Origin of the sequence: Rhodococcus sp. T9N (assembly GCF_024436645.1) — a bacterium.
GTDB classification, from domain to species: domain Bacteria; phylum Actinomycetota; class Actinomycetes; order Mycobacteriales; family Mycobacteriaceae; genus Rhodococcus_F; species Rhodococcus_F qingshengii.
Window position 1 is genome coordinate 88,881 of record NZ_JAMSKS010000002.1, and the last position, 24,548, is coordinate 113,428.

Annotated in this window: 22 protein-coding genes; 13 read left to right on the forward strand and 9 right to left on the reverse strand. The window is 62.5% G+C overall.

Going from position 1 to position 24,548, the window contains the following annotated elements:
* Nucleotides 1–7 precede the first annotated feature (7 nt).
* Nucleotides 8–1,114: a YbhN family protein gene (locus M1L53_RS04240; RefSeq protein WP_054188005.1), complete on the forward strand. Its 1,107-nt coding sequence runs from the start codon at nt 8–10 to the stop codon at nt 1,112–1,114.
* On the opposite strand, the gene M1L53_RS04245 is transcribed toward M1L53_RS04240, so the two are convergent.
* Entirely contained in the window at nt 1,111–1,791 is a 681-nt protein-coding gene (locus tag M1L53_RS04245) for a FadR/GntR family transcriptional regulator (protein WP_007734477.1), read from the reverse strand. The genes M1L53_RS04240 and M1L53_RS04245 overlap by 4 nt on opposite strands.
* 163 nt (nt 1,792–1,954) lie before the next feature.
* On the opposite strand from M1L53_RS04245, the gene M1L53_RS04250 reads away from it, so the two are divergent.
* From M1L53_RS04250 to M1L53_RS04265, 4 genes are all read left to right on the forward strand, one after another.
* Nucleotides 1,955–3,691 carry a 2-isopropylmalate synthase gene (locus M1L53_RS04250; RefSeq protein WP_007734475.1) on the forward strand — a complete coding sequence of 579 codons (1,737 nt, stop codon included), beginning with the start codon at nt 1,955–1,957 and terminating at the stop codon, nt 3,689–3,691.
* A 78-nt stretch (nt 3,692–3,769) separates the two neighbouring features.
* Nucleotides 3,770–4,318 (forward strand): YceI family protein, encoded by a 549-nt coding sequence (locus M1L53_RS04255; protein WP_003945643.1) that lies wholly within the window; start codon nt 3,770–3,772, stop codon nt 4,316–4,318.
* Between the two features lie 64 nt (nt 4,319–4,382).
* Nucleotides 4,383–4,760, forward strand: coding sequence for a DUF3054 domain-containing protein (locus M1L53_RS04260; protein WP_003945710.1), 378 nt, complete (start codon nt 4,383–4,385; stop codon nt 4,758–4,760).
* Nucleotides 4,761–4,817: 57 nt separating this feature from the next.
* On the forward strand, nt 4,818–6,290 hold the full coding sequence (locus M1L53_RS04265) for a peptide MFS transporter (protein ID WP_003945468.1): 1,473 nt from the start codon (nt 4,818–4,820) through the stop codon (nt 6,288–6,290).
* 6 nt (nt 6,291–6,296) lie between these two features.
* Here the strand turns inward: M1L53_RS04265 and M1L53_RS04270 are convergent, their stop codons facing one another.
* The 3 genes from M1L53_RS04270 to M1L53_RS04280 form a co-directional block, all read right to left on the reverse strand.
* On the reverse strand, nt 6,297–7,034 hold the full coding sequence (locus M1L53_RS04270) for a sulfite exporter TauE/SafE family protein (RefSeq protein ID WP_003945554.1): 738 nt from the start codon (nt 7,032–7,034) through the stop codon (nt 6,297–6,299).
* Between the two features lie 30 nt (nt 7,035–7,064).
* A complete protein-coding gene (locus M1L53_RS04275) occupies nt 7,065–8,744 on the reverse strand; it encodes an NTF2-like N-terminal transpeptidase domain-containing protein (protein ID WP_003945897.1) in 1,680 nt (559 codons plus the stop codon).
* A gap of 107 nt (nt 8,745–8,851) precedes the next feature.
* Nucleotides 8,852–10,669 (reverse strand): penicillin-binding transpeptidase domain-containing protein, encoded by a 1,818-nt coding sequence (locus M1L53_RS04280; RefSeq protein WP_054188006.1) that lies wholly within the window; start codon nt 10,667–10,669, stop codon nt 8,852–8,854.
* Between the two features lie 96 nt (nt 10,670–10,765).
* Between M1L53_RS04280 and M1L53_RS04285 the strand changes: the two genes are divergently transcribed.
* The 4 genes from M1L53_RS04285 (at nt 10,766) to M1L53_RS04300 (ending at nt 14,643) form a co-directional block, all read left to right on the forward strand.
* Nucleotides 10,766–11,320: a hypothetical protein gene (locus M1L53_RS04285; RefSeq protein ID WP_003945732.1), complete on the forward strand. Its 555-nt coding sequence runs from the start codon at nt 10,766–10,768 to the stop codon at nt 11,318–11,320.
* A 218-nt stretch (nt 11,321–11,538) separates the two neighbouring features.
* The gene (locus M1L53_RS04290) at nt 11,539–13,140 is read left to right on the forward strand and encodes an ABC-F family ATP-binding cassette domain-containing protein (RefSeq protein WP_054188007.1); all 1,602 of its coding nucleotides are present in this window, start codon (nt 11,539–11,541) and stop codon (nt 13,138–13,140) included.
* A gap of 8 nt (nt 13,141–13,148) precedes the next feature.
* Nucleotides 13,149–13,730, forward strand: a complete 582-nt coding sequence (locus M1L53_RS04295; RefSeq protein WP_228232461.1) for a hypothetical protein — start codon at nt 13,149–13,151, stop codon at nt 13,728–13,730.
* A 142-nt stretch (nt 13,731–13,872) separates the two neighbouring features.
* Nucleotides 13,873–14,643: an alpha/beta fold hydrolase gene (locus tag M1L53_RS04300; protein ID WP_003945805.1), complete on the forward strand. Its 771-nt coding sequence runs from the start codon at nt 13,873–13,875 to the stop codon at nt 14,641–14,643.
* A gap of 18 nt (nt 14,644–14,661) precedes the next feature.
* On the opposite strand, the gene M1L53_RS04305 is transcribed toward M1L53_RS04300, so the two are convergent.
* Together M1L53_RS04305 and M1L53_RS04310 are read right to left on the reverse strand one after the other, a co-directional pair.
* Complete coding sequence (locus tag M1L53_RS04305; protein WP_231782968.1) at nt 14,662–16,710, reverse strand: heavy metal translocating P-type ATPase; 2,049 nt, start codon at nt 16,708–16,710, stop codon at nt 14,662–14,664.
* Between the two features lie 142 nt (nt 16,711–16,852).
* Nucleotides 16,853–17,503 carry a DUF305 domain-containing protein gene (locus M1L53_RS04310; RefSeq protein ID WP_054188009.1) on the reverse strand — a complete coding sequence of 217 codons (651 nt, stop codon included), beginning with the start codon at nt 17,501–17,503 and terminating at the stop codon, nt 16,853–16,855.
* A gap of 216 nt (nt 17,504–17,719) precedes the next feature.
* On the opposite strand from M1L53_RS04310, the gene M1L53_RS04315 reads away from it, so the two are divergent.
* Both M1L53_RS04315 and M1L53_RS04320 read left to right on the forward strand, forming a co-directional pair.
* Entirely contained in the window at nt 17,720–18,433 is a 714-nt protein-coding gene (locus M1L53_RS04315; protein WP_003945526.1) for a response regulator transcription factor, read from the forward strand.
* On the forward strand, nt 18,430–19,551 hold the full coding sequence (locus M1L53_RS04320) for a cell wall metabolism sensor histidine kinase WalK (protein WP_003945690.1): 1,122 nt from the start codon (nt 18,430–18,432) through the stop codon (nt 19,549–19,551). The genes M1L53_RS04315 and M1L53_RS04320 overlap by 4 nt, the downstream gene beginning before the upstream one ends.
* Here the strand turns inward: M1L53_RS04320 and M1L53_RS04325 are convergent.
* Nucleotides 19,535–19,825, reverse strand: coding sequence for a YiaA/YiaB family inner membrane protein (locus tag M1L53_RS04325; protein WP_003945505.1), 291 nt, complete (start codon nt 19,823–19,825; stop codon nt 19,535–19,537). The genes M1L53_RS04320 and M1L53_RS04325 overlap by 17 nt on opposite strands.
* Nucleotides 19,826–19,988: 163 nt before the next feature.
* Here M1L53_RS04325 and M1L53_RS04330 point away from each other — a divergent pair, with 163 nt between their 5' ends.
* Nucleotides 19,989–21,197, forward strand: coding sequence for a macrolide family glycosyltransferase (locus tag M1L53_RS04330; RefSeq protein ID WP_042920301.1), 1,209 nt, complete (start codon nt 19,989–19,991; stop codon nt 21,195–21,197).
* A gap of 6 nt (nt 21,198–21,203) precedes the next feature.
* On the opposite strand, the gene M1L53_RS04335 is transcribed toward M1L53_RS04330, so the two are convergent.
* Together M1L53_RS04335 and M1L53_RS04340 are read right to left on the reverse strand one after the other, a co-directional pair.
* Entirely contained in the window at nt 21,204–21,650 is a 447-nt protein-coding gene (locus tag M1L53_RS04335) for a MarR family winged helix-turn-helix transcriptional regulator (protein ID WP_037132303.1), read from the reverse strand.
* 57 nt (nt 21,651–21,707) lie between these two features.
* Nucleotides 21,708–23,114: a PLP-dependent aminotransferase family protein gene (locus tag M1L53_RS04340; protein ID WP_054188010.1), complete on the reverse strand. Its 1,407-nt coding sequence runs from the start codon at nt 23,112–23,114 to the stop codon at nt 21,708–21,710.
* A gap of 138 nt (nt 23,115–23,252) precedes the next feature.
* Between M1L53_RS04340 and M1L53_RS04345 the strand changes: the two genes are divergently transcribed.
* On the forward strand, nt 23,253–24,473 hold the full coding sequence (locus M1L53_RS04345) for a pyridoxal phosphate-dependent aminotransferase (protein WP_054188011.1): 1,221 nt from the start codon (nt 23,253–23,255) through the stop codon (nt 24,471–24,473).
* The last annotated feature ends 75 nt before the right edge of the window (nt 24,474–24,548 follow it).

The window sequence follows — 24,548 nt, forward strand, 5'->3', positions numbered from 1 at the left end:
TGAGTCGATGGCTCAGCCTGGAAACACCCCACGGCGACTGAGACGACCACGCTCGCCCGTGGCCGAGACCAGTCGGGTCAGAGGGCGCTTCTGGTGGCTGAAGTGGCTGCTCGGGGTGGCTCTGATCGCTCTTCTGATCGTCGAAGGTGCAATTCTGTGGTCCAAGCTCAGTGAGTCCTGGCAAGCCTTGACCGAAATCCATTGGGGTTGGGTGGCCGCGTGCGTCGCGGCGCAACTCATTTCGCTCAGCGGATACGCGTCCGTTCAGCAACGTCTTCTCAATGCCGCCGGTGTGATTGCCGGTCACCTCAAGAACCTCTCGGTCATCTACGCCAGCACCGCGATGGCGCTGACGTTGCCAGCCGGCCAGGTCTTCTCGACCGCATTCACCTACAAGCAGACTCGGAAGTGGGGCGCTACACCAGTTGTCGCGTCTTGGCAGTTGGCGGTGTGTGGAGTGATCGCTGCGGCGACTTTGGCGCTGTTGGGTGCCGCGGGCGCGTTTGCCTTCGGCACCAAGGTCAGCCCTATAACGCTCACGATCTCGATCATCGGCATGGCGGCACTGTTCCTGGCGTTGCGATACATAGCCCAGAATCCCGGCAGTATCGAGCGAATCGGGCATCGAGTCCTAGCCCTCTACAACCGAATTCGCAAGAATCCGCTCGGCCACGGGATGCGACGCTGGTCCGAGATCCTGAAGCAACTGGATACGGTCGAGCTCAGCCGCACCGACTCGGTCATCGCATTCGGGTGGTCGGCCATCCATCGTGTCGCCGATGTCGCTTGTTTGGGTTTCGCATGTTGGGCTGTTGGCGCGGAGCCCTCTTTTGCTGGGCTCCTGATCGCTTTCGCCGCCGCAAAAGCAGTCGGCAGCATTCCGCTGGTTCCCGGCGGGCTGGGTTACGTCGACGCTGCTCTGGTCACCGCGCTGACGATCGCAGGGGCCGGCGGAGCGCAGGCAATCGCGTCGGTGTTCGTGTATCGGATGGTCAGCCTCGTCATGGTCGCTGTCGTCGGTTGGATCGTCTTCTTGATCACTTTCCGTGCAACCCACCACGAAGACCTCGAGATGGACCTCGAGTTCGAACGCCGCGAACAGCCGGGCGTCTAGCGTCGCAACGCTGCCGCCATGTCGTCGAGGTGTGCCCGGCTGATCCGAACGGCTGCCTCCGCGTCGCCGGCTTCGATGGCGTCCACCAACATTCGATGTTCGTCCGCGTCGGGCTGGCTGTGTGGATGCAGGTCCAGAACCGCGATCAACTCGATCAACGCAGCCCGCAGACGCGGTACAAAGGTCTCGAAGAGTTCCGACAGCACGGGATTGTGTGCCGCGTCCACCACTGCTCGGTGGACGGCGATGTCGGCGTCGACGAACGCTGCGTCGCCAGAGTGCGCTGCGGCAGTTCTACCGTCGAGCGCTTGCCGCAGAGCCGCGACGTCAACGGCATCGCGCCGCTGCGCAGCGAGGCGAGCTGCTTCGATCTCGACCGCGTTGCGCACCTCGACGACGTGAAGGATCGCCTCGGCTTCGAGCACTCGGGGCCACTGATCCGGAGGCGTCGTACTCCGTAGGAAGACCCCGGCGCCCTGCCGCGATTCGAGCATGCCGAGGCCCGCGAGAGTCCGCACTGCTTCCCTGATAGTGGACCGCCCGATACCCAACTGCGCAGCAAGAGTGGTTTCACCTGGAAGTTTGGCGCCGACTTCCCATTCACCGCTCACGATCCGCGCGCGTAGCAACTCCGCGGCCTGGTCGGTGAGCAGCCGACGCTCGACGATCGGGGACACGTGAACTCCTCAGGTTGTCTGATAAGTAATTTCGTTCTAGTGTAGCCCGCATGGCTACAGGAGCACTCCTTCTCGACTGCCGCGGCGGGGCCTGAAAGACCGGCACCCCTCCGCGGGGTTTCGCCATGCCGGTCTCTCGACTCGACCGCAGGAGAAACCGAAGATGAGTACTACCCGCGCCAACCGCTGGAACAACCAGAAGCCGTCACCCATGCCGTCCGAGCGCTATCGCGCCGCGTGGGATCGCGTCGACATTCCGACTTTCGAGCGGACGTGGCCGTCCAATCGCACCACCGCGCCGCCCCTGTGGGTGCCCGTCGATCTGCGTGACGGCAACCAAGCCCTCGCAGAACCGATGGACCCCGAACGCAAGCGTCGAATGTTCGAACTGATGGTGGCGATCGGCTACAAGGAAATCGAGGTCGGCTACCCCTCCGCGAGTCAGACCGATTTCGATTTCGTTCGCGACCTGGTGCGCTTCGATCTCGTTCCCGACGACGTCACTATCGTCGTATTCACTGCCGCGCGTACGGATTTGATCGAACGGACATATCAATCGATCGAGGGGCTGCCTGACGCGGTCGTCCACATGTACACGGCGACTGCGCCGACGTGGAGAAACGTCGTTCTCGGCAAGGAGCGAGAAGAGTTGCACGACATGATTTTCCGCGCCGCGCAAGACGTTGCTCGTGGCGGCGAAGGCCACGACGGCTGGCGATTCGAGTTCTCACCCGAGGTCTTCAACCTCACCGAACCCGACTACATCCTGCAGGTCTGCAACAGTCTCACCGAACTCTGGGACGCCAGCCCCGATCGCCCGGTCATCCACAACCTCCCTGCCACAGTCGAAATCGCCACCCCCAACATCTATGCCGATCAGATCGAATACATGCACCAGAATCTGGCCCGACGCGATTCGGTAATCCTCTCGGTCCACCCGCACAACGACCGCGGCACCGGCGTTGCGTGCGCCGAACTGGCAGTGCTGGCCGGCGCGCAGCGCGTCGAGGGATGCCTGTTCGGCAACGGCGAGCGGACGGGCAACGTCGACCTGGTCACACTGGGGCTGAATCTGCATGCACAGGGCGTCGATCCGGAAATCGACTTCTCCGACATCGACAAGATCCGTCGAACGGTGGAGTACTGCAACAGAATTCCCGTCCACGAACGCCACCCGTACGGCGGCGATCTCGTGTACACGGCATTTTCCGGAACCCACCAGGACGCGATCAAGAAGGGCTTCGCGCATCACTACGAGAGCGCGGAGGCTGCCGGCGTCGATCCGGGATCGGCGCCTTGGGCGGTCCCTTACCTGCCGATCGACCCCGCCGACGTCGGCCGCGACTACCAGGCGGTCATTCGTGTGAACAGCCAGTCGGGCAAGGGCGGAATCGCATATCTGCTGCAGACCGAGTACGGGGTCGAACTCCCCCGGCGCCTGCAGATCGACTTCGCCTCGCGGGTGCAGCTCGAAACCGACGACTCGGGCACCGAAATGACTGCCGACCAACTGTGGAAACTGCTGCTGCGCGAATACGGGTACAACGGAGGAGTGCGTCGGTACTCACTGGAACACACCGCCGACGGTGATCAGTTGTTCGTTGCCATCGATCGCGACGGGCGCGAGGTCACCGCCGCGGCCAGTGCGTCCGGGCCGGTCGAGGCATTGAGCAAAATCCTGACCGAACAGGGCTCGGCCGTCGAGGTTGTCTCGCTCACCCAGCATTCACTGCCCCGCAACCCGAATTCTTCCGGGAGTGCGAATTCGGCAGTCACCATTGCAGAGTGCGTGGTGAACGCCGAAGGGCGCTGGGGCATTGCGGTGCATCAGTCGGTGACAGCGTCGGCGCTTCACGCGGTCTACGCCGCAAGCACAAACACTGTGATGCAGCTCACATGATCTTGCGGAAGGATTTCCTGGGGTCCATAGTTGAAGCTACAAGAACTTGAACATTCAACTACTTATTCAGGAGCTTCCATGACCACCGCAACCTTGCCCGCTTTGACCGCCGGAACCTGGGTCATCGACACCGTCCACTCCACTGTCGGATTCTCGGTTCGCCACCTCATGGTTTCCAAGGTTCGTGGAACGTTCGACGAGTTCTCCGGAACGATCACCGTTGCCGAAGACGGAACCCCGGCCGTCGAGGCCGAGATCTCCGTGGACTCCATCAACACCAAGAACGAGCAGCGCGACGGCCACATCAAGTCCGCTGACTTCTTCGACGTCGAGAAGTTCCCGAAGGCCACCTTCAAGTCCACCGCAGTGCGCTCCAAGGGCAGCGACTTCGTCCTCGCCGGCGACTTCACGCTCCACGGCGTCACCCGCGAGGTCGAGCTGAACCTCGAGTTCAACGGCGTCAACCCGGGCATGGGCCAGGGCCCCGTCGCCGGATTCGAGGCCACCACCGTCATCAACCGCAAGGACTTCGACATCTCCATCGAGATGCCCCTCGAAGGCGGCGGAGCAGTTGTCGGCGACAAGATCACGATCACCCTCGAGATCGAAGCCGGCCTCCAGGCCTAACAGCACTGTGCGCCTTTATTAACCGCCCGCGGTTAATAAAGGCGCACAGTCGTATGGTGTGAGCGTGAAGAAGTACGCACCATTCCTGCTGATCGACGCCATTCTTGTCATAATCTTCTGCGCGATAGGGCGCCGTACCCACGAAGAAGCCAATGCGCTCGCCGGTCTGGCGAAGACATCCTGGCCCTTCCTGACCGGCCTGGTGATCGGATGGGCTGCCACGTTCGCGCTCTACCGCGACAAGTTCAACGCCGTTCTCCTTGTTCCCACCGGCGTTGTCGTTTGGCTCGGCGCCGTCGTCATCGGGATGATCCTGCGAGTGTTGAGTGGCCAGGGCACCCAGTTCAGCTTCATCGTCGTCGCGACGCTGGTCCTCGGCGCGTTCCTTCTCGGTTGGCGCGCACTCGCTCCGCTGGTAGTGAAAATCCGCACCAAGTCGTAACCAAACTCCACGGCTCGGAACCACCCGAAATGCCCGAGCACGTAGGACACTTTTCGGATGAGCAACACTACGGAGCCCGTCGAACGTAGCGAGAAGGAAGACCGGGGGTTCTTCGGCCAACCCTTTGCGCTGGCGAACCTGTTCGGCGTCGAGATGTGGGAGAGGTTCTCCTTCTACGGGATGCAAGGCATCCTCATCTATTACCTGTACTACAGCGTCAGCGACGGCGGCCTCGGCATCAGCCAGGCGGCAGCGACCAGCATCGTCGGCGCGTACGGCGGCACCGTCTACCTGTCGACGATTCTCGGGGCGTGGGTGGCCGACCGACTGCTCGGCTCCGAGCGCACGCTCTTCTACAGTGCTTCGCTGGTGATGGCCGGCCACATCGCACTGTCGGTTCTTCCCGGCATGTGGGGTGTCGGCGTCGGCCTCGTCATGGTCGCCTTCGGCAGCGGCGGCTTGAAGGCCAATGCGACCTCTCTGGTCGGAGATCTCTATTCCGAACAGGATGTTCGCCGCGACGCCGGATTCTCCATCTTCTACATGGGCATCAACATCGGCGGTCTTGTCGGTCCGCTGCTCACCGGAGCCGTCCAGGACGCCTGGGGATTCCACGCCGGTTTTGCTCTCGCTGCCGTCGGCATGGCGCTCGGCCTGATCCAGTACACGCTGGGCCGCAAGCATCTTCACGGAATCGGTGCCGAACCAGGCAACCCGTTGCCCGCGGACAAGCGCGCACTCTACATCGGGATCGGCATTGCCGCGATCGTCGTCGTCGCGGTCGCCTCCGTCACCGGCTTGATCACGGCGGACAACATGTCCGACGTCGTTGTCGGACTCACGATCGTCGCGTCGGTCGGTTACTTCCTCCTCATGCTCACCAGCAAGAAGGTCACCAAGGTCGAACGCAGTCGAGTCTTTGCATTCATCCCGATGTTCATTGCGAGCGCGGCCTTCTGGTCGCTGTTTCAGCAGCAGTTCACCACCGTGCCGGTGATCTCAGACAAGCTCCTGGACCGCAATCTCTTTGGTTGGGACTTCCCGCCGACGTGGGTGCAGTCGATCAATCCGGTGTTCATCATCATCTTTGCCGGTGTGTTCGCAGCGATGTGGACCAAACTCGGTGACCGTCAGCCGTCGTCGCCGATCAAGTTCGCGCTCGGCACCGGCACGATGGGTCTGGCGTTCCTGGCGTTCATCCCGATCACCGGGGGCGGACCGAACAGTGCACCGCTCCTCGGCCTTGCCGGTGTGCTTCTGCTCTTCACCTTCGCCGAACTCTTCCTGTCCCCCGTCGGCCTTTCCCTTGCAACCAAACTCGCGCCCGAGCATTTTCACACTCAGATGGTGGCGTTGTTCTTCTTGTCCGTTGCATTGGGTTCTTCGATGGCGGGAACCTTGGCCGGTTACTTCGACATCGACGACAGTCGCCCGTTCTTCCTGATCATCGGTTTCTCGTCGATCGGAATCGGAGTGATTCTTGCTCTTGCCTCGCCGTGGATCAAGAAGCTGATGCAGGGCGTGAAGTAGACGGGCTCACTTCACCCACAACCACAGAGCCAACACGAATCCCGCTATCGCTACTGCCACACGCAGTACCGATGGCGGGATTTTCTTGACGACGGGCGGGCCACACCAACCTCCGGCCAACGCGCCGAGCGCCATCGCCAACGCGGCCACCCAATGCACCTGTCCAGAGAAGGCGAAGATGAGTGCAGCCACAAGATTGGCGATGCCGAGAAAGAAACTCTTCAGGATCGTTGCACGCCACACCGTTTCGGAAGTGAGGATGAGCGTCGCAGCCAGGAAGATGACGCCGGCACCGGCACCGAAATAGCCCCCGTATACCGCGACGGCGAACAGTGCTGCGGAGTAGATTCCGGGGCGGTCACCGCCGCCGGACAACTCACGAATCTTCGGTTGCAGCAGCAGCGCGAGCGAGGCGAACACGACCATCGCCGGCACAACGGATTCGAACGAGCCTTCCGGTGCCAGCCACAGGATGAGGGCACCGATGATGCCACCGGCCGCCGAATAGAGAGACCAGCGAACAAGTTTCGGACCGGTATCGGCAACTTCACGGGACGAGTTCGCCAACGCTCCGACGCCGACGGCCACCAACGCGACGGTATTGGTCATGTTCGCGCTGACCGGTGAGAGCCCGACGCTCAGCAGCGCCGGATACGAAACGATCGATGCAAGACCGGTGACAAAACCGACTAGACCGCTGAAGAATCCCGCTACGACGAGGAAAAGGAAATCGAGCAGGTTCACGAACCAGGAATCTACTCGCGGTGCCCGGTACTACTTGTCGGCAGGCTTGCCGAGTTCCTGGAAGAGCTTGTCCGTCATCTGCATTGCTCGATCGCCGCCGTCGGCGTCTGCGACGAACACTGCGAATGCGAAGTCTCCGCGTGATCCGTAGAACCAGCGATCGTCACCGCTCGCTGCACCGGCCGCCATCATGTCCGGGTACCCAGCCAGTCCGCCGGCGCCTCGCATGGCGTCACGCAGACGATTGTTGACGTCGCCGGGCAATGCCGTCGGCGTGACGTCGGCGGTAGCCGGTTGTCCGAAGACCATCATCGGCATCGGGGCACTGCCGCGGGCGATCGATGCCGCGAGCATCGCCATTCCGAACGGAGTTACCGTCGGCGCGCTCGCGTCGTTGGACGTCTTGTTGGCCATGACGTTGTTCATCGCCTGGTCCACGCCGGGGCGGTTCGCGGCAAGCACTGCTGTCTGCTGTTCGAGTCCCTGAATGTGGAAGCCGTTGCCGAGTCCGAGTTGCTGCCCGGTGTCGGCCAACTGCTCGGCTGACACGGCGCCGGGGTCGACGCCGTTCTGCATCGACGATGCGAGACGGACCAGATCGAGGGCACCGCCGGCCGGGCGCAACCCGGTGAAGGCGATCGGGCCCTGTTCGATGGCCTGATTGTTCTGTGCGGCAGCCAGAATGGCGCCGTCCGACGGGCGGATCGCGACGATGGCCGCAGGAGTACCTGCACTGACGACAGCTTCGATCGCGGCGAGTTGAGCGTGCGAGTCGAGGGTCGCGGCGACGTCGGGGCCGGGAGGTCCCTGGAAGCCGGCTTGCTTGATCGGGAATCCGTTGGGCTCGACCAGATTGACCGCCCAGCCGGCGGTGGCGTCGCGATTGGCCTGCCACACGGTCCGCAGTGGGTCCAGCAACGGCGAGTTGATGCGACGGTCGGAGGCGATCAGCTTGGGTGTCTTGACCACGACGACACCGGGGATCGCAAAATCGCTTTCCAGGTAGGCGTAGTCGGGATCGCGGAGCAGTACGGCGGTGACGGGCTTGCCGGGGTTTGCGGCGAGGTCGGCCAACATCGACTCCGAAGTGACCAACGGTGCGACAGGTTCGAGCACCGTGGCGAGGCGACGAGTGGTGTCGACGGGGTCCGGCATGGTGGCCGGGTCAAGAGTGATCGCGTTGATGGTCTGCTCGTTCATGAGCAGGGTGCCGGTGCTGTCGACTACCTTCGGCGGCGCTGCGTCCGTGCGGGTGTACGAAACGGTGCGACCGTTGCCGAGGTCGGGGACGAGGACCGACGGGTCCCAGGACACACGCCAGCCGACCGACAGATCACGAACCTCACCCTGCGACTGGTAGCTCCAGTCCTTGCCTTCGCCGAAGTTCCAGGACGCGTCGAGTGTGAAGAGTCCGGAGTCGCTACCCAGATCCATGACCTGAGCGACGTCGAAGTCGGTGGACTTGGCGGCCAGTCCGTCGAACATCTGCTGGATCGACGGCCGCGCCGCGTTGGGGTACGACGTGAGCGCCGCGGCAGCTTCGGCGTCGTGGTTGTTGAGGGCGGTGACGAAGTCCTCCACCACCGAGGCGGCGTCGGATTTCTTCTCCCCACCGATGACACACGACGCGAGCGCCACTGTCAGAACGACAGCAGTTATCGACGCAACGACATATTTTCCACGACGGTTGTGCTGTCCTCCGGGCCCCATGCATGTAACTCTTTACTTCTGTCACACGAGTAACAAGCACGGGATGCCTACGAACGTGTCACGGTTGAGCTACGACGGTGTGATCCAACTGCAACGGAAAACAGGTTTCAGCGCAGAAAAGTGCCCGCTACCTGCACTGCAGGCGAAGAGCTGTCCGCACCCGCGATGAATACCGCAAATGCGAGGTCTCCCTTGATTCCGACAAACCACCCATGTGCCGGGCCACCCTCGGTTTCGGCCGTGCCGGTCTTGCCGAGAAGCCCCGGAATGTCCTGCAACGACGTCGCCGTACCGCCGGTGACGGTCTCGCGCATCATCACCCGCAACTGTTCGGTCACCTCCGCGGGAGCCGGTGCAACGGTCTGATCTGCCACGCCGGGCTGTCCCTTGACCAACATCGGCGCGGGTGTCGTTCCGTTGGCGATCGAGGCCGCCACGAGAGCCATCCCGAAGGGCGTGGCGGTCACCGTGCCCTGTCCGATCGCGGACTCGACGCGTTCGGCGGGGGTGTTCGCGTCAGGGACGTTGCCCGTCACCGTCGTGAGTCCGGGGGTGACGTAGTCGACGCCGAGCCCGAACTGCAGCGCCGCTTTGTGCAAAGCATCGGCGGGCAGACCGACGGCCATCCTCGCCATTGTGGTGTTGCACGACTTCGCGAACGCGGTGTGCAGCGGAACCGATCCGAGGTCGAACTCGTCGTCGTTGGGAATCTGACGGCCCTCGATGTTCTCGGTACCCGGGCACGGCAGAACGGTGTCCGGTGTAGCGACGCCGGCTTGCAGGGCCGCGGACGTCGTCACGGTCTTGAACGTCGAACCCGGTGGGTACAGGCCGGTCAGAGCGATCGGGCCCTGTGCGTCGGCGGGGGCGTTCTGGGCCACCGCCAACACCGCTCCGGTCGACGGCTGCAGCGCAACGATCGCCGCCTGTTGTGTCACCCCGGCGAGCGCATTCTCGGCCGCGAGTTGCATCGGTCGGTCGATCGTTGTCGCGATGTTCGGAGCAACCGGCCCGTCTTGGCCGGCGACGGTGGTGACGGTTCCGTTCTGCTTCACCTGCTGTACCGCCCAGCCCGCGGACTTGTCCTGCCCCTCCTGCCACAGATCGGACAACCCACTGAAAGTCGGCGACGCCAGAGTTTTGTCCACCGAGAGCAACCGAGCCTGCGGCGCCAAGCTCACTCCGGGAATCGCCGCCAACCTCTCCTCGATCGGTGCAAGATCCTCGGCCCGCAAAGTGATTGCGGTGACCGGCTTCCCACTTGCCGACGCAAGATCGCCGCTCAGCGATGCCGCCGTGATCGTCGGTGCGACGGGCGAGAGAAGGGTCGCCACGGCTGCCGTGTCCACCGGGGGCACCGCGGCGGAATCGAGATTGACCAGCGTCACCACCTGCTGCTCCATGATCGGCTGGCCCGCCGCGTCCAGCACCGACGGCGGAGCACCGGTGGTGGGTGTGTAGCGCAAGGTCGTCGAGGAGGTCAGATCCGGAGCCAACAGCGCCGGGTCCCACTGAATCAGCCAGTTGTCCCCGCTTTTCGACGCGTTTCCCTGCGTCGAGTAGTTCCAGTCCTGACCTTCACCGAACTTCCACGCCGCATCGAGTGTGAACTTCCCCGCAGAATCACCGGACTCGGTGGCGTCGGAGACGGTGAATGTTCCCTCGTCCTTGCCCAGCCCGTCGATCAGAGCCGAAATCGCAGTCGACGCCGCCGCCGGATCGGTGGTCAGGGCTGCCGCCGCTTGCACGTCATCGGACGTGAGCGCGGAGGCGAACTCCTCTGCCACTGATTTCGGCTGGTCAGGGCCAGAACTGCAGGCAACTACCGATCCTGCGGCCAATACCCCCAGTGCCACGGCAGCCACGGGACGACGGAAAGTTCGGAAGCTCTGACGAGCGTGTGAAAGGCGCACGACTCCGATCATGCCCGAATTTGTGGCGCCAGTTCGACTATCGGTGTAATCATGTAATCAGTGCAATAAACGCACGACACACTCCACCAACTCTCCGAGGAGAACGCCATGAAGAACTCACAAAACTCCGGCGACCGCAGGTTCGGCCGTCCCGGAGGTTGGCAACAGGCGTCGGTTCCCGACGCGAGTGATGCGTCCGACTGGTTTGCCGGTCGACTTCCAGATGACTGGTTCACCGGGACCGCCGACGTCCAGGTCGACCGCGAAGAAATCGTCGTGATCGGTGAACTCCCGGCAGTCGACGGTGGCGAGGCCGCCGCGGACGGAAGGATCTCACGCTTTCGCGAAACCACGCGCGCCGACCGGATGCGCATCGCCGACGAGGCCGAGGCTCGCTACGGGCGCAAGGTCGCCTGGGGTGTACGTCTGGACGAAAAGACCGTCCTGTTCACACATCTCGCAGTTCCGGTGATGACACGACTACGTCAGCCCGAACGCAAGGTTCTCGACACTCTGGTGGACGCGGGTGTTGCTCGTTCGCGAGCGGACGCCCTCATGTGGACAGTCCGGTTGGCGGGCAAGCACAGCGAACAATGGCTCACCGAACTCCGCGAAGCGATGTCGAAGGTCGACGACCTCCGATCCGAGGGTCCGAAAATCTGACGGCCCGAAAATCTGAGCACCGAACACTGACGAGACCGACAGCACAGAATAATTCGATTGCACGGGACCGTTCGAGTGTTCTAACCTGGAACACGAATCATTCCCGACAGAACAGGAAACGGGCCGTTGCTCCTCTAGAGGTTCATCACGCGAAGGCACTCGCACCCATCAGCACTTGCTGAGCCGGGCGCACAGTCCAAGCACCCTCTGGAGTACTCATGACCCAATCCCATCTTTCTCTGTCGCTCTCGGATCTCACCTTCATCTGGCCGGACGGCGAATCAGTCTTTTCCCACACCAATTTTGTATTCCCCAGTGGCCGTGTCGGTCTCGTGGGACTCAACGGATCGGGAAAGTCGACTCTGCTGCGATTGATCGCAGGAGAGCTCTCACCGGAATCCGGATCCGTGACCGCTTCCGGCGAGGTCGGCTACCTCCGTCAGGACATCACACTCGATCCGAGCGTTCGGGTGGATGACATCCTCGGTATCCACGAACTCCGAAACGCATTGCACCGCATCGAAACCGGCGACGGCTCCGAATCCGACTTTGCGCTCGTGGACAACAACTGGGATATCGAGGAGAGCGCCCTCTCCACCTTGTATCGACTCGGCCTCGAGAAGGTGGTTCCGGATACCGCAGCATTGAGCCGAACTGTCGGCACCCTCTCCGGCGGAGAGACCGTCTTACTCGGCTTGACCGCAACGCTGCTGAAGAATCCACAGGTACTTCTCCTGGACGAGCCGACCAACAACCTGGATCGCGACGCTCGATCACGAGTTCATGCTGCAGTCCAACAGTTTCCGGGAACCGTGCTGATCGTCAGCCACGACCGGGAACTGCTCGACACCGCGGAGTACACGATCGAACTACGTCGGGGGGATCTACGCGTGTTCGGCGGCAACTACTCGCACTACCAGGAGGTCGTGACCGCTGAGCAGGAAAACGCACTCGCCACCGTTCGCGACGCCAAGGCCGATCTGGCAAAGCAGAGCCGCGAGCTGATCGACGCTCGAACGAAACTGGACCGGCGTAAGCGCTATGGGCAGAAGATGTTCGAGAACAAGCGGATGCCGCCGATCATCGCGCAGACACGAAAACGTCAGGCCCAAGTTTCAGCGGGAAAGCTGGCCCTCAACCATATCGGGAAGGTGGACGAGGCCAAGTCTGTCCTGTCGGAGGCAGAGGAACTCCTTCGAGACGATCGCGAGATTCGTCTGGATCTGCCTGCTACAGAGGTTCATCCGGGGCAGCAGGTTGCGCGGCTCGACGAGGTGACGTTGCAGAGCGGCCAAGTGGTATCGCTCCAGATCACCGGACCGGAGCGGATTGCGATAGTGGGACGCAACGGAATCGGCAAGACGACGTTGCTCGATGCACTCGCCGCGTCGACTCCGTTCGTAGCCTCTCGTGCGCTCCCCCAACGTCTCGACGTGTTCGACGAGGACCTCTCGGTGGCGGACAACGTCGCGTTGGCCGCGCCACACGCGACAGCCGAGGAAATTCGCGGGCAGTTGGCACGGTTCCTTTTCCGGGGAACGGATTCCGACGTATCGGCATCCGCACTCTCCGGCGGTGAACGATTGCGTGCGGCGTTAGCCACGATCCTGCTGGCCGAACCCGCGCCCCAGCTGCTTCTTCTCGACGAGCCGACCAACAACCTGGACCTACCGAGTCTCGCCCACCTCACGCAGGCACTTTCCGATTTTCGCGGCGCCATGGTGGTGGTGAGTCACGATCTGCCGTTCCTTCGCGGCATCGGCATAACGCGATGGATCAGCATGGACGAGACTGGTATTCGAGACATCGATCCCGAGTAGGCCGACGGTTGACGCTGTCGGCGCTCGACGGTCTGGCCTACCGTGGGGCGATGTGCCTTCACCTCGACGCAACCGCCGCGCTGTCGCTCGCAGGTTGGGTTCGCGAAGAACCCACTCGATCGGCCTCTGCCCCAGTTCCGCAACCACTGGTCGGCGGTTGTGACCAACTCGTAGTGTGGGCGAGTTCGTTCTCCGTACTTGCCAGTTCCGACGACCAGGTGTGGTTTCTCTCGGCGGAGAACTATGCCGGTGGCGTTGGCGTCAGCGATGAGGCGTTTCCCTGGAATGCGTTCCGGCACGAGAGCCTGGCGGTCGCTTCCGGGCCGGCGGAGCGCGCGGCGATCAACGCCTTCTGGTCCACTCACCTCCCGGTCCTGCTGTCGGTGCGCAATGGGTACGAGTACTTGGCGCTCGCACCCGACGGTCAGGTTGTCCGTGGAGGAGAGCCGGAGTTCGAGGAGGTCACCATCGTCGCCGCTGATTTCGAGGCTCTGATTCGGGGCATAGCCGCAGGCGTCAGCACTGCAGACCCCTCCACCGATGCATTGCTTGGAACAGTGGGTACTGCCCAGCCGGGCAGTGACCAGTAGCTCTGAGGGAGGCCGAGTTGACGGCCCGACTGTTCGTGAGAGCCCACGCCATCCGTCGAATGGGTCCGGACGACTACTCGAGTTCACGTGCGTAGCAACTGGCACCCATACTGGACGGGTGTTGCACGACGTGAGAAATCCGGTGGACGGTGCGCGGATCACCTATCAGATCGTGGGCGATGGCCCACCCCTGTTGATGGTGCACGGCACAGCGTTGTCGCGCTCCATCTGGCGTGGCTTCGGGTACGTCAAGGCACTTCAGGAGCAGTATCGTCTGATCCTCGTCGACATGCGGGGTCACGGACGCAGTGACAAACCACACGACTCCGATTCGTATGCAATGGATCTGGTGGTCGGCGATCTCCTGGAGATCCTCGACACGGAGTCTCCGTTCGAACCGGCACACGTCCTCGGATACTCGTTCGGCGGACGCTCGGTGATGTCGCTGACAGTCGAGCACTCCGAACGGGTGCGATCGCTGACCGTCGGGGGCGGTAGCAGCCGACCGATGACGGGCGCGTTCGACGCATTGTTCTTCCCGGGCTGCATCGACGTACTCGAAAGCGGCGGTATCGAGGGATTTCTGACCGGTTGGGGCGTGAGGCGCGGCAAACCGGTGGATCCTCAGACTGCGACTGCCTTCCGAATCAATGATGCCCTCGCGCTCGCTGCCTACATGCGCCGCGCAGAGAAGGAGCACGGCATCGACGACGCCGTGCTGCAACGGATCACCACACCGGCGTTGTTGTTCGTCGGATCGAGAGATCGCGAGCGCCTGCCGGATACCGAGCATCTCGCGTCGCTGATCCCGGACAGTGCCTTGACTGTGATCGAAGGGGCTGACCACGCAAGCGCAGTCGCAGACTCCGATGCTGTACTGCGTGCGCTCATTCCGTTCCTGAGCCGACAGTAGTCCGCCTTCAACCTCTCGCTACTGCGATGTGAGCACTCTCGACTCCAACGCGGTCACCGGTGGTTGCCGCAAGTCCAAGCGCCTCAACAACTGGGCATTCGCGGCAACGACCACAGTGGATACCGACATCAGGATTGCTCCGACCTCCATCGGCAGCACGAACCCGACGGGCGCCAGTACTCCCGCAGCGAGGGGAACCGAGATCGCGTTGTATCCCGCTGCCCACCAAAGGTTCTGAACCATCTTGCGGTAGGTGGCGCGGGAGAGCTCGATGACCGAGCTCACCGAACGCGGATCATCGCTGGCCAGAACAACTCCCGCCGACGCGATCGCCACGTCGGTTCCGGCACCGATCGCGATGCCCACATCCGCCTGGGCGAGTGCCGGCGCATCGTTGACCCCGTCACCGACCATCGCCACGCGGTGGCCCGCAGCCTGAAGCCGAGATACCTGCGCTCCCTTGTCCTGCGGAAGCACTTCGGCGAAAACTTCGTCGATCCCGAGCCTGCGAGCCACCGAATGGGCCACGGCCTCCGCGTCTCCGGTGACCATGGCCACCCGCACACCGCGAGCATGGAGGGCGTCGACGGCCAATGCTGATTCCGGGCGAATCTCGTCGGCCAATGCCAATGCGCCGATTACCTTCTCGTCACGCACTACATGCAGGACGGTCGACCCGTCACTGAGCCACTCTTCGGTCCCCGGGATCGCGGTGGCCCCGACCGATCGCAGCATCCCCGGTCCGCCGACACCGACGCGTGCACCGGCGACGTCCGCAGCAACCCCGATCCCGTTGTGCGCCTGAAAGTCGGAACCCGAAGTGAATTCGAGCGACAACTCCCGCGCCGCCGCGACGACGGCGCGCCCGAGTGGATGTTCGCTGTCGAACTCGACGGCAGCCGCTGCGCTGAGAACGTCGTCATCGGAATACCCGTCGACACCGCGTACACCGACCACTGCGGGCTCCCCCTTGGTGAGAGTGCCGGTCTTGTCGAAGAGAACGGTGTCTACGTTACGCATCGCCTCGAGGGCCATGCGGTCGGTGATCAAGATCCCAGCCCGAGCCGCCCGTTCCGTCGCGATCGAGACGACCAGTGGAATCGCCAACCCGAGCGCGTGCGGGCAGGCGATCACCAGAACGGTGATCGTCCGGGTGACTGCGCTCTCCGGGGTGCCCCAGATACTCCAGGCGATCGCGGTCAGCACTGCCGCGCCGAGTGCGTACCAGAACAGCAGAGCAGCGGCCTTGTCCGCCAACACCTGCGCGCGACTCGACGAGTTCTGGGCTTGCTCGACCAGGCGCCGGATACCGGCGAGCGCGGTGTCTTCTCCCACGGCGGTGACTCGAAGCCGAAGTGCCGAGTCGGTGGCTACCGTGCCGGCCACCACCTGATCTCCGACAGTCCGGCGGACGGTCTTCGACTCGCCTGTAATCATGGATTCGTCCATGTCGGCGCTTCCCTCGACCACCGTTCCGTCCGAGGGAACACGGGCGCCGGGACGAACTATCACCAGGTCGCCGGTCGCCAGAGCTGCGGTGGGCACGGTTTCCACCGATTCCCCCACCACCCGTTCTGCCTCGTCGGGCAGCAAAGCGGCAAGTGAATCCAAGGCGCTCGATGTCTGACTGAGCGAACGCATCTCGATCCAGTGGCCCAACAACATGATCACGATCAGAAGCGCGAGCTCCCACCAGAAATCGAGAGTGTGATCCACCCAGTGCAGACTCGCAGCCCATGACGCGAAGAAGGCCACGGTGATCGCGAGCGCGATCAACAGCATCATTCCCGGCTGCCGAGAACGGATTTCGGCAACAGCGCCGGTGAGGAACGGCTTGCCACCCCAGAAGTACATCACCGTGCCGAGTACCGGTGAGATCCATTCCACCAGAGAGTTTTCCGGCAGTGTGTACCCGACCAGATCAGCGAACATCGCGTCTGCCGCAACGACCGGAACCGCGATGACCAGCATGACTGCAAACAACGTCCGGAACTGTGCGACGTGATCCCCGTGACCACCGTGTGCCCCATGCTCCATCTGGCCATGGCTCATCTCGCTATGGTCCATCTGGCCATGGTCCATCTGACTGTGATCCATGTGGCGGTCATCCCCTCGCGTGTGATTGCAGCACAGCACCGGTCAAGCCATCAGCCTCGAACGTATGCCCAGGTAGCCACCCGAGCAAGGTCACGCGGCCAAGGCCTCCTGTTCAACTCCCCTTCAACATCGCTTCCATCTGAGTGATTTCCGCCTGCTGACCGGCAATGATCGCTTCTGCCATCTTCTCCGCCGACGGGTCGAGCCCGTTGTCGAGTTCGGTCTGGGACATGGTGATGGCACCCTTGTGGTGCTCGATCATCATCGTCAGCCACAACTTGTCGAACTCCGCGCCACTGGCATCGGTGAGGGCGGTCATGTCGTCGGCCGACATCATTCCCGGCATCTCGGCCATCCCGACGCCGTGTCCCGCGTGCGCCGACTCATCCATGCCCTCCATCGAACTCGACGAAGGCTCGGGGCGTCCCCACTCCGTCAACAATTCGGTCATCTGAGCCATCTCCGGGCCTTGCGCTGCCTCTATCTGCGCTGCAAGAGAGAGAAGTTCGGCATTGTCGGTTCGACCGTCGACCATCCTGGCCATGTCCAATGCCTGCGCGTGATGCGGGTACATCCCTTCGAGAAACTCGATGTCGGCGGCATTGACACCCGCAGGAATCTCCGACTGTGCTGCAACACTGGTTGTTTCGGAAGAATGGTTGATGCTCTCCCCGGAGTTGTCCGAGCATCCGGCAATCAACAGTGCTGCCGCTGCCACAACCGGAACGAACCGCGCGGCGCTCTTCCTGACCGTCAAAGACATGTTTTCACTCCCGAGAATTGATTCTGTTCGATATGCACTGCACCACAATTGATTTGACAAGAGTGCTGCAAATGCACAGTTGCCACGTTACCGGCGAAAATCCACCGCGAAGCCCAATAACCGGCTCGAACAGGCTTCCTTCATCGAATCTTCACAGTCGAGTGGAAACCACCACGCGCCAGCAATGCAGACACGCAGTCGACTAACCTCGGTCTGATGAGCGCCGAACTACGACCTGGCGAGGAACCGGGGCGCGTTCTTGTCGTCGACGACGAGACTGCCCTCGCCAAGGTTGTCGCCAACTATCTGACACGCGAAGGATTCACCGTGCGCCTCGCCCACGACGGGCCGAGCGCAGTACGTTCGGTGCGCGAATTCGAGCCCGCGCTGATCGTGCTCGACCTGATGCTCCCGGGCTTCGACGGTCTGGAAGTCTGCCGGCGGATCCGTACGTTTTCCGACGCGTACGTCCTGATGCTCTCCGCCCGCGGTGACGAGTCGGACAAGGTGACCGGACTGGCAGCTGGCGCAGATGACTACGTGGTCAAACCCTTCGGCCCCCGCGAGTTGGTTGCGCGAGTGAAAGCACTGCTCAGACGGCCACGTGCGTCGAGCATGCTGCCGGAAGCGCTGCCGACGCCACCCGGTCTCGACATCGACGTCCTCGCCCGCACCGTGCATGTCGACAACCGCCCGGTCGATCTCACACCCACCGAGTTCGCGTTGCTCTCCGCCCTCGCTACCCGACCTGACGCCGCCTGGAGTCGAGCAGACATCATCGCCTCGGTGTGGGGGTCGCCCTGGTTCGGGGACCAACACATCGTCGACGTCCATGTCCGTGCATTACGCCGCAAACTCGGCGACGACGCGACCGATCCTCGGTTCATCAGAACCGTCAGGGGCGTCGGATACTCCCTGAGGTCGTCATGAACGCGGTCGTCATGAACGGGGTCGTCATGAAGAAACTCGGGCTACGCGGAAAACTGCTGCTCGCACAGCTTGTCGTCCTGTTCGTTTCCTGCCTCGCCATCGCCGCCGTTGCCATTGCCGTGGCTGCCCCACTCTTTCACAACCACCTCATGATGGCCGGCATCGAAGACTCGAATGTCCGTACCCACACCGAAGAAGCGTTCGCTCAGACCATGACCATCGCACTGTTGTGCGGGATCGCGGTCGCATTGGTGGGTGCAGGCATCGCCGCGGTCTACATCGTCCGACGCATCACGGCCCCGATCACAACGCTCGCGGAGGCGGCGCAAAGCGTCGCCGACGGGAACTTCGACGTGACTATCGACAGGTCTGACGTGGACGCAGATTTCACGCGTCTCGAAACTGCCTTTGCCGACATGGCGGCACGCCTTGATCATTCGGATCGGGTCCGCAAACGCCTGCTTGCCGATCTTGCCCACGAATTACGCACTCCGGTATCGACTTTGGCTGCGTACGTGGACGGCATCGAGGATGGCGTCCTCCCCACGGACAACTCTTCATGGTCGGTCATGCGCGATCAACTCGAAAGACTGCGTCGGCTCTCTTGCGATCTGGCGGACGTCTCCGCGGCCGACGAACACGCTCTCGAACTCGATCGCCGAGATGAGAAGATCGACGACATCGTTTGCAGCGCAACGGCAGCAGCGGCGCCACGTTTCGCCGAGCGTGGAGTCGAATTGACGACCGCTCTGTCTCCGCAACCGATCACGGCCGAGGTCGATCGCCAACGAATCGAACAGATCCTCGCCAATCTGCTCGAAAACGCGTTGCGGCACACTCCGAGCGGAGGTTCGGTGACGGTGACACTCGCACGGGAAGGTGACCACCTCTCGGTGTCCGTCACCGACACCGGTGACGGAATTCCCGCAGACCAACTCGAATCAGTCTTCGACCGTTTCCATCGCGGTGATCGATCCGACGGTTCCGGTTTGGGGCTCACGATTGCGCGCAGCCTCGCGCTCGCACACGGCGGCGATCTGTCGGCGCTCCGAAACGAGCAACCTCTCGGCAGCACGCTGATCCTCACCTTGCCGACAGGTTTCAGGCTGCCGCTTTGAACGGATCGTGCTCGGCGATCAGCTTCTCGAGTCGAGCCTCGTCCACTCGAACCCTGACTGTGGATGCCTCCTGCTGATCACGAATCACCTTTGCCAACGTGAACGTACTGGTGACCAAGAACAGCAAGGACATTCCGAGAAATCCGCGTTGCCACGCATCGATCGGAAGATACGCAATTCCGAGGAGGGTGCCGACAAAACTGACGGCAAAGGCTATTCCGGCCTGAAGATAGAAGGCTGCAGTGGTCTTCGAGGGTGTTGTCGGTGTGCTCATGCTTCGAAGTCTGCTCGCCCATCCCGGCACTCGGATGCGTAGTCCTACTCGAGTGCGCACGGTACTTCCCCGGCAAAAATCAGATGCCGTTACCCATCCTGGTGGATAGTCTCGGTCCGGTATCCGGAGTTGTTCCAGAACAGTCAGACGGCAGGAGTGATCGATGACCCGCAGACATATCGCCATGGTGAGCATTCCGGCACCGGGCCACGTCAATCCGAGCCTGGCGATCATCGCGCGTCTCGTCGCCGCCGGTCACCGCGTCACCTATGCCAACGACGAGTCGATGCGTGAGATCATCGAGGCGACCGGGGCCGAATTCGCACCGTACGTCTCCACGCTGCCCAGCCTCGTCCCTTCTCCCGACGGCGCCGAACCCGAGAAGAGCTGGGACGGGGATCTGATCGATCAGTTGACGATTTTCCAGGACGATTACGAGTCGATGCTGCCGCAGCTACGCCGAATCTACGAAGACGATCGCCCTGACCTCTTTCTCTACGACATCGCCGGCATTCCGGCACGAATACTGGCTCAGCAGTGGGGCGTTCCCATCATCCAGTTGTCGCCGACGTACGTTGCCTGGGACGGTTACGAAGCCGACGCCGCACCGATGTACGACGAAATTCGTTCCGATCCGAGAGGCGTCGACCTGCTCGATCGGGAGACCCGGTTCTTCCGCGCCGAAGGCGTCGAGGTCGATCCACGTGAGTTCACCGGACGCCCACCCCGTGCAATCGTGCTGATCGCAGAATCGATGCAGCCCAACGCCGATCGCGTGAACTGCGACGTCTACACGTTCGTCGGCCCCGCACTCGAACCGAGCAGTCAACCTTGGGTGAACCCGGATCCCGAACGCAAGCTCTTGTTGATCTCGCTGGGTTCAGCATTCACCGATCATCCGGATTTCTACCGCACCTGCGTCGAGGCTTTCGGCCAGATGGACGGCTGGCACGTCGTCCTTCAGATCGGAAAGCAGGTGCAGATCTCAGATCTCGGACCATTGCCCGACAACGTCGAAATACACCGTTGGGTACCGCAGTTCGCGATTCTGCAGCAGGCCGACGCGTTCGTGACCCACGCGGGTATGGGCGGATCCAGCGAGGGACTGGTGACCGGGACACCCATGATCGCAGTGCCGCAAGCCGTCGATCAGTTCGGCAACGCCGACTCGCTCGTCGACGCCGGTGTCGCAGTACGCGTCGACAGCGCTACCGTCACGGCAGTAGAGCTTCGTGAGGCGCTGACTCTGGTGAGCGCCGACGAGTTCCGCCGACGCAGCGCGGAGTTGGCAGAAGAACTCGCAGCGGCGGGCGGTGTGTCCCGTGCCGTCGAATTGATCGAAGCCGCTCTACCCGGCAGCGGGCCCAGATAATGTCTGCTACCAGTGCCAGGCGTCGCCGCCCACGTTCTTGATGGTTCGCTGCAGCACAGTGATGGTGGTGACAAACTCCTCTTCGGTGATTCCCTGCATCCGCTCTTCCTGCAGCATCTGCTGTACCCGCGCGGCGCGATCGAACTGCTCGGAGCCCGCATCAGTCGGGCGAAGGACAGACCCGTCTTCGCGCGCCCACCCCAGTTCGAGGGCAGAGTCGACGGCGTCATCGATCACGTCGGTGGATTCGTTCGGACCGATCGTCCGCAAGAGGACAGCGCGCTCCACCCCTTCAGGGTGCAGCGAAAGTTGGTGCAGGACCCACCACCCCGGCTGGGTGACGCCGATCGCTTCGAGTGCTCCGCGCGTGCGCGCGCGAATCGCTTCACCGGCTCGCGCGGTCCAGAATCCGATCGGCTGGTTGGCCGGTGGCTGCATCGCTTGTTTGTTCATGCACACGACGATAAAACCTCAACGGAAGTTAAGGTCAACCACCAGCGAGGTGAAGTTCTACATATGTTGCGTGATTGCTCTGCCGATAATGCGGGCGGCGTCGGGGAACTCACCCGGGTTCGGTCCGGCGTAGTTGAGCCGCAAGAACTTTCCAGTCGGTTCTGCCGGGAACCAATCGTCACCGGCTCCGACGATGACGCCGGCCGACCGGCAGTCCTGCACTACACGTTCGAGGTTCGTGGTGTCCGGGAGCCGAAGCCAGAGGTTGAGTCCGCCTTTCGGTACGGCATCGAGGTGAGCGTCCGGCGCATGCTCGCGCAGACTCGAGACGAGGAGGTCGCGTCTGGCCTCGAGTTGGTGACGAAGCCTGCGCAAGTGCGTTCGCCAGGCCGGTTGGGTCACGACGTCGAGCGCTACCGCTTGCAGCATCCCGCTGACGTACATCGAATCTGCCTGTGTATCAGCCAGAATCCGCTCGTACGCCGGACCCCGAGCGATCAATCCGGCAACTCGCACCGATGGGGACACGCTCTTGGTCAGCGCACGAAGGTAGACGACGTGACCGCTGTCGTCTCGTGCAGCGATGGGGCTGGGATCTGCGGTGATTCCGAAGTCGAGCGCCGAACTGTCCTCGATGAGGAATGCGCCGTGCCGACGGACGGTGTCGAGAACCTTGTCAGCCAACGACGGCGACCACAGCGCTCCGGTCGGACTCGCGAAGCTCGGTTGTGCGTAGAACGCACGGGCACCGGTCTGTTCGAATGCACGCGAAAGCTCTTCAGGATCAGGACCGTTGGCGCCGCTGGAAATCGGAATGACCGTGACTCCAGCCTGCGCGGCGGCCAGGATCGCTCCCCAGTAGGTCGGCGATTCCATGAGCAACGGACGCCCCTCCCCCACCAACGCGCGAAAGGACGTCGCAAGCCCACCCTGACTGCCGGGAAGTACAACCACGTCGTTCGGCCCCGGCGGAGTGATCCCGGCAGGAGTGGCGGAACCCAATTCGGAGGCAAACCAGGACTGCAGTTCCGGAAGCCCGGCAGCGAGGGGCCGATTGAACACGGCGTCGGTTCGCGTCGCCCTGGTGAAGGCTGCACGAACCAGACCTTCCGGCAACAGCTCTCGGGCCGGATAGCCGGAATGCAGCGCGATCACGTCGTTGGAGGTGGACTGCAGCGCCATGGGCAACTGCAGACGATAGTTCGGCGATCCGAGCGCCGCTGTCTGCCACCCGTAGTCGTTGGGTCGCACGACGCGCGCTGCGCGCACGAAGGTCCCCACACCGGGACGAGCCTCCACAACCCCCTGAGATACCAGTGTTCGCAGCGCCTTCTGCACGGTGACCGGACTCGCCCCGTGCAGGCTGACGAGCGACCGAGTGGACGGAAGCTTCGCGCCTGGAGGAGCCGTCGCGATCCACTCACGCAAGGCTGCGACAATCCTCGAACTGCTATCATTGGACATGTCGAATCATAGTAGCGCTACTCTTCTTTCGCCGCCAGCGCTATCGCGAATCAATGTCCGTTTCCAGACCGAACCCTGAGGCGCCCTTCTCATCTGAAACACAACTCACCCACCCGAACCGGAGAGGTACGTAACCGCGTGAACACACCCATCGATCAGGCCCGCAAGCTCGAGAATGTCAGGTACGACATCAGAGGGCGAATTCTCGACAAGACCGAAGAACTCGAGGATCAGGGACACACGATCCTGCGACTCAACGTCGGCAATCCGGCCCCCTTCGGGTTCGAAGCTCCGGACGAAATCATGATGGCCATGATCCGCAATCTCCCTACCGCGCAGGGATATTGCGATTCTCGCGGACTGTATTCGGCGCGCACTGCGGTGGTCCAGTACCACCAGACGCGGGGTATCACCGACGTCACCGTCGACGAGATCTATCTCGGAAACGGTGTGTCCGAACTGATCACCCTGACGATGCAGGCCCTCTGCAATCCAGAGGACGAGATCCTGATTCCCGCTCCCGATTATCCCTTGTGGACGGCTTCGGTTTCACTTGCCGGCGGCACGCCCGTGCACTACCTCACCGATGAAAGCCAAGGCTGGGCACCGGACTTCGACGATCTGGAAGCTCGGATCACGCCGCGCACCCGAGGGATTGTCGTCATCAATCCCAACAATCCGACGGGCGCCGTCTACTCGACGGAGGTGCTGCAACGCTTCGTGGATCTAGCGCGCAAACACGATCTGATGCTCTTCGCCGACGAGATCTACGAAAAGATCGTCTACGACGGCCGATCCATGACAAACCTTGCGACGATGACCGGGCGAGACGTTCTGTGTCTGACGTATTCGGGACTGTCCAAGGCCTACCGCGTGTGCGGATTCCGAGCCGGATGGCTGGCCATCACCGGACCACTCGAGCGGGCGTCGAGCTTCATCGAAGGCATCAAATTGCTGGCCAACATGCGAATGTGTGCCAACGTGCCGGCGCAGCACGCTATCCAGACTGCACTCGGCGGACGCCAGTCCATCGAGGACCTGTTGCTTCCACAAGGTCGGCTGACGGCCCAGCGCGATCTCGCACACACCACGCTCAACAGCATCGACGGGATCAGTTGCCAACAGGCCGACGGGGCGCTGTACCTGTTCCCCAAGCTCGACGTCGACAAGTTCGGCATCGTCGACGACGAGAGGTTCGTTCTCGATCTACTGGAATCGGAGAAGATTCTTGTCAGCCACGGTCGCGCGTTCAATTGGATCGAACCCGATCACTTCCGGTTGGTGACTCTCCCCAACACCGACGATCTCTCGACGGCACTCGAGCGACTCGGCAACTTCCTCAGTTCCTACAGCCAGTAGCCCTGGGTACCGGGCCCACATACGACTGAACGCCGACCGGATTTCCGGTCGGCGTTCAGTGGTGAAAATCAGCAG

Coding starts and splice junctions, on each gene's coding strand:
- M1L53_RS04240 (WP_054188005.1), top strand. CDS start 8: ATGGCTCAGCCTGGAAACACCCCACGGCGACTGAGACGACCACGCTCG.
- M1L53_RS04250 (WP_007734475.1), top strand. CDS start 1,955: ATGAGTACTACCCGCGCCAACCGCTGGAACAACCAGAAGCCGTCACCC.
- M1L53_RS04255 (WP_003945643.1), top strand. CDS start 3,770: ATGACCACCGCAACCTTGCCCGCTTTGACCGCCGGAACCTGGGTCATC.
- M1L53_RS04265 (WP_003945468.1), top strand. CDS start 4,818: ATGAGCAACACTACGGAGCCCGTCGAACGTAGCGAGAAGGAAGACCGG.
- M1L53_RS04275 (WP_003945897.1), bottom strand. CDS start 8,744: ATGGGGCCCGGAGGACAGCACAACCGTCGTGGAAAATATGTCGTTGCG.
- M1L53_RS04280 (WP_054188006.1), bottom strand. CDS start 10,669: ATGATCGGAGTCGTGCGCCTTTCACACGCTCGTCAGAGCTTCCGAACT.
- M1L53_RS04285 (WP_003945732.1), top strand. CDS start 10,766: ATGAAGAACTCACAAAACTCCGGCGACCGCAGGTTCGGCCGTCCCGGA.
- M1L53_RS04290 (WP_054188007.1), top strand. CDS start 11,539: ATGACCCAATCCCATCTTTCTCTGTCGCTCTCGGATCTCACCTTCATC.
- M1L53_RS04305 (WP_231782968.1), bottom strand. CDS start 16,710: ATGGACCATAGCGAGATGAGCCATGGCCAGATGGAGCATGGGGCACAC.
- M1L53_RS04310 (WP_054188009.1), bottom strand. CDS start 17,503: ATGTCTTTGACGGTCAGGAAGAGCGCCGCGCGGTTCGTTCCGGTTGTG.
- M1L53_RS04315 (WP_003945526.1), top strand. CDS start 17,720: ATGAGCGCCGAACTACGACCTGGCGAGGAACCGGGGCGCGTTCTTGTC.
- M1L53_RS04320 (WP_003945690.1), top strand. CDS start 18,430: ATGAACGCGGTCGTCATGAACGGGGTCGTCATGAAGAAACTCGGGCTA.
- M1L53_RS04325 (WP_003945505.1), bottom strand. CDS start 19,825: ATGAGCACACCGACAACACCCTCGAAGACCACTGCAGCCTTCTATCTT.
- M1L53_RS04330 (WP_042920301.1), top strand. CDS start 19,989: ATGACCCGCAGACATATCGCCATGGTGAGCATTCCGGCACCGGGCCAC.
- M1L53_RS04335 (WP_037132303.1), bottom strand. CDS start 21,650: ATGAACAAACAAGCGATGCAGCCACCGGCCAACCAGCCGATCGGATTC.
- M1L53_RS04340 (WP_054188010.1), bottom strand. CDS start 23,114: ATGTCCAATGATAGCAGTTCGAGGATTGTCGCAGCCTTGCGTGAGTGG.